Origin of the sequence: Vibrio sp. Vb1026 (assembly GCF_033338745.1) — a bacterium.
Classification (GTDB): Bacteria; Pseudomonadota; Gammaproteobacteria; order Enterobacterales; family Vibrionaceae; genus Vibrio; species Vibrio alginolyticus.
In genome coordinates this window covers 1-1,394 of record NZ_JAWOTH010000089.1, presented here as the reverse complement: position 1 = coordinate 1,394, position 1,394 = coordinate 1, and the positions used below count along the sequence as shown (strand labels likewise).

2 protein-coding genes are annotated in these 1,394 nt (G+C 47.8%); both read right to left on the bottom strand.

Going from position 1 to position 1,394, the window contains the following annotated elements; translation table 11 throughout:
* On the bottom strand, positions 1-885 hold an 885-nt coding region (locus tag R7E47_RS24370), incomplete at its 3' end, for an ArsJ-associated glyceraldehyde-3-phosphate dehydrogenase (protein WP_318085260.1).
* A 42-nt stretch (positions 886-927) separates the two neighbouring features.
* Positions 928-1,263, bottom strand: a complete 336-nt coding sequence (locus R7E47_RS24365; protein WP_005478993.1) for a metalloregulator ArsR/SmtB family transcription factor — start codon at positions 1,261-1,263, stop codon at positions 928-930.
* Between the last annotated feature and the right edge of the window lie 131 nt (positions 1,264-1,394).

Here is a 1,394-nt window from a genome sequence, read left to right as displayed (position 1 = left end):
ATCAACGATGGTTGAGCGTTGATCGCCTTTGTAATCGATCGACACCAACGGACGCTCTTCAAAGCCAAGAATGCCTTTTAGCTCACCTTCTGACGCTTCTTTCAGCAAAGCATTCACTTCTTCTGCGGTGGTATCGCGTTTCACATCGAAGATGATGTCTGTCAGTGACGCATTCGCCAACGGGACACGCACTGCGTGGCCGTTAATCTTGCCTTTTAAATCAGGGAAAATTTCCACAATCGCAGTCGCACTGCCCGTGGTGGTCGGGATAAGACTCATGCCACACGCACGAGCACGACGCAGATCTTTGTGCGGTGCATCCAAAATGGTTTGCGTATTGGTCAAATCATGAATCGTCGTGAAAGAGGATTGCTCAATGCCCAATTTCTCATGAATGACTTTTACTACTGGTGCGATGCAGTTGGTCGTGCACGAAGCCGCTGTCACGATACGATGTTTGTCAGGATCGAAAATGTGGTCGTTCACGCCAACAACGATGTTCGCAATACCTTCTTCTTTCACTGGTGCGCTAACCACCACTCGCTTCACGCCCTGATCGAGATATTGGTCAAGGTACGATGTTTTGCGGTGCACGCCTGTCGCTTCAATCACAACATCACAACCAGGCCAATTCACTGCATCGATGTCGCGATGCTGTGTCGTCGCGATGCGCTTGCCATTGATGACGAGTTCATTTCCCTCAACCTGCACTTCATGGTGCCAACGGCCTTGAACAGAGTCGAACTCCAATAAGTGGCCCAACGTTGCTGCATCGCCCGCAACATCATTGATTTGCACAAATTCCAATTCTGGCCAATCGAATGCCGCGCGCAGCGCCAAACGCCCAATGCGCCCAAACCCGTTAATCCCTACTTTAATCGTCATAGTCTTACCCTTTAATCTTCAACCTTGAATCTTTGTTCGCTGTTAACAGCAAGCCTCACGACTTTTATCGTGCAAGCGTGTAATGTCGTCTTGGTATTCTTGCTTCAAGCAATTCGATGCTACTAAGTCTTCAATCAACTTGCGCATCCATCCTGGCAATTGCTGCGATAACTCGTAGTACACCCATTGTCCCTGACGCTTATCGACTAAAATGCCACTCGATCTTAACTGAGCAAGATGACGAGAAACTTTCGGCTGACTCTCTTGCAATGCAAACGCCAAATCACCTACGCAAATTTCTCCTTCGCGGGCCACCAGCATTAAGCAGCGCACACGAGTCTCGTCAGATAAAAGCTTGAAAAACTGATGTGGAAGCATAGTTAACATACCTATATATGGATATGCGTATATGTTTATTTAATTGTGCCAAGGCGTCAAGAGCCACGCTCTTGCCTTCATAAAAGTTTCATACTAATAGAGAGAATTAGACCGCGACGACGCTTTGGCTC

Excerpts from the sequence above, each read along its gene's own strand:
- R7E47_RS24365 (WP_005478993.1), bottom strand. The coding sequence starts at position 1,263 with ATGCTTCCACATCAGTTTTTCAAGCTTTTATCTGACGAGACTCGTGTG.